The following is a 2794-nucleotide window of genomic DNA, read 5'->3' on the forward strand; positions in this document are numbered from 1 at the left end:
GCGGAATTGGCAGACGCGCTAGACTTAGGATCTAGTGTCTTATGACGTGGGGGTTCGACTCCCTTCACCCGCACCATATTTTCTATTTCAAAGATGAGCGCCCTTAGCTCAGCTGGATAGAGCAACGGCCTTCTAAGCCGTCGGTCAGAGGTTCAAATCCTCTAGGGTGCGCCATTGCAATGAATATAAAATTAATACATATTAGATAAATAAAAGGGCTCATACGTATGAGCCCTTTTTTATTATTGTATTTAAAAACTTCGCAGAAATTGACTTCTGCGAAGTTTTTAAATACAATAATAAAAAAGGGGGAGTTATTATGAACAAATGCGCTGGAGCCCCGAATATATCACATTTCGCTAATTACCTTTTAAAACAAAAAAAATCAGAGAATACAATAAAAACATATCAAAGGGTACTCCAATCATTTGAGAATTGGTTAGAGAAAAATAACAAAAGCATTATAAGTTTCACGAGAAGCGATATTCAGTTATATATGGATTATTTAACATCCGTCCAAAAAAGCGATTCAACAATTGATAAATCTTTTAATGCTATTCGTTCCTTTACAAGATATCTTAATCAACCCCAACTTACTGATGGTATTAAATATAAAAAGAGAATGAATAATAATCCCCTCCCTGAAGGATTAACAAAAGATGAAATAAATAATTTGTTAACATTAGTACAAGAAAAAGAAAACAAAAGAAATGTTGCTATTGTTTATACCCTTCTCTTTACTGGAATTCGCGTATCGGAATTATGCGCATTAAACAGATCTGACCTTAAAGAGAATGGTCAAAACACCTCATTAGTTGTTTCAAATCAAGAAAGTTCCAAAAAGAAAAAACGGATACTTCCTATTCCAAAACAGGTTATCGAGTATTTAAATCTGTATTTATCTTCTCGAAATGATGATAATGATGCTTTATTCGTATCGAATTATCGTAAAAGAATTTCCCCACGTACTGTTCAACATATGTTAAACAGATATAATGTTTATCCTCATAAATTTCGTCATACATTTTGTTATGAGTTAGCAAGGAAAGGGGTAGATCTTTCTATAATAGCTACTTTAGCTGGACATTCTGATATTAATATCACAAAGCAATATTTCAATCCTTTAGTAAAAGGAGATTTAGAACAAGCAGTTAATCAAATTTTTATTTAATAAAGTCTCATAAATTTAACAAAATATATATTTTGTTAAATTTATGAGACTGTTTTTTTAAATGACTTTGTTGTACTGTAGGTGTTTGATATATTTAAACGAAGTTTAAATATATCAAACTGATTTTTTTATTAAATTCAATATTACATATTGAGTCCCAAGACTAAAAAAACACACACTAATAATTCCGTGTGTGTTTTTTTAGTCTTGGGACTCTACCGAAGAACTTATGATATACTTTACTTTAAAGTTGCATACTACACTTTTAATATGTAAAATTATTTTCACGACAAAAAAGACAAAAGAAAAAGTCCCGCGGTGCGGCAACACCATAATGCAGGACTCACGGCTACCTTACACAAGGTACACGAATAAAAAAACAAAACTTTGCTACTCCTATTCTATTCAAATAGATAAAAAATATCAAGGGGTAAGCAATATTCGTGTACCTTGTGTAGGTGCCGGGTGATGCTTACCCCTTTTTCTTTTGTTGCAAAAGAATAGAAAGGAGATTCAAAATGTCTACAAGTATAATAATTACTGCTGACCAATTTAAAGAAATGACCACTTATAAATCATATGTTTCAAGTGAAGAAAACCATCAAAAGGTTAAGCTTTCGTTACTTAACGATATAAGAAAAATTTATGGAGAAAAGTGGTATAGAGTTAAGGGAGGTACACGTAAAGCAATTGATTATTTAGCGTGGTTTGCTGCAGAAAGAGGGTTTGCTTTTCCGAGTTCAGAGCACATAGGAGAAAAATACTCTATTTCAGACCGAACTGTTCGAAATATTATTAAGAAGCTTGAAGATAACGGATTGATTATTAAAATTTATCGACGAGCAAAAAAAACAAATAGTATAGGTAAACCTATATTTTTATTTACTAATCACCCTTATTTTAATTATTGGACTGAATTTTTAAAGTTAGATTTCCATGCAGATTTCCATGCAGAAAACGCTGAAACCTCTTCGGAGAGTAAGCCTGAAGCAATAAAAAATAAATCTACCATTGATTTAACTTATTTAATTTCATTAATAAATAAACGTAAAGAAATTAATCTCGAAGATCTTGATCATACATATACCCCATCTCATATTCCTAAAGAATTTATAAATATAACAAAACCTTTTTTTAAGTCAGCTCTAATGATTTATAAATTATGGGGACGTGTAAAAACAGCTTATAAAAATAGCTCATTAGATAGACCATTAGAAGATTTACTCCCTATCATCATCCAAGCATTTAAAGAAACTATCTTTTCAAAAAAAGCAGGAAAAATAAAAGGTGACTTCAAAGGGTATTTTTATGGGACTATACATCGAATGTTTGTAGTAGAACGAAGAAATGAAATATCAAATGAAATAAATTGGCTTTAGATAAAATTCAAATAAACATTTTCGTAGAAGTTGACTTCTGCGAAAATACATGATATATTTATTTTTGTCGTTAAATATCAATGCTTTTCAACAAAAAACATCGATAAAAAAACGTTGCAATAATTTTTGTCATGTGATACAATAATTATTGTCGCTAAAAACGACGATTGTTCTTTGAAAACTGAACAAAAAGCCAAGCGAAAAAGAGATACATGATATCTCGTCAATTATTATTTTTGAGCTA

Annotated in this window: 2 protein-coding genes and 1 tRNA gene; all 3 read left to right on the forward strand. The window is 30.7% G+C overall.

Annotation, left to right across the window (positions count from 1 at the left end):
- The first annotated feature begins 97 nt into the window (after positions 1-97).
- The 3 genes from KH400_RS20655 to KH400_RS20665 all read left to right on the forward strand — a co-directional run bounded on the left by KH400_RS20655 (position 98) and on the right by KH400_RS20665 (position 2550).
- Positions 98-174: transfer RNA gene (locus KH400_RS20655), tRNA-Arg, on the forward strand.
- A gap of 145 nt (positions 175-319) precedes the next feature.
- Positions 320-1171 (forward strand): tyrosine-type recombinase/integrase, encoded by an 852-nt coding sequence (locus tag KH400_RS20660; RefSeq protein WP_217227868.1) that lies wholly within the window; start codon positions 320-322, stop codon positions 1169-1171.
- A gap of 518 nt (positions 1172-1689) precedes the next feature.
- Complete coding sequence (locus tag KH400_RS20665) at positions 1690-2550, forward strand: helix-turn-helix domain-containing protein (protein ID WP_217227870.1); 861 nt, start codon at positions 1690-1692, stop codon at positions 2548-2550.
- The last annotated feature ends 244 nt before the right edge of the window (positions 2551-2794 follow it).

Origin of the sequence: Desertibacillus haloalkaliphilus, assembly GCF_019039105.1 — a bacterium.
Lineage (GTDB): Bacteria > Bacillota > Bacilli > Bacillales > KJ1-10-99 > Desertibacillus > Desertibacillus haloalkaliphilus.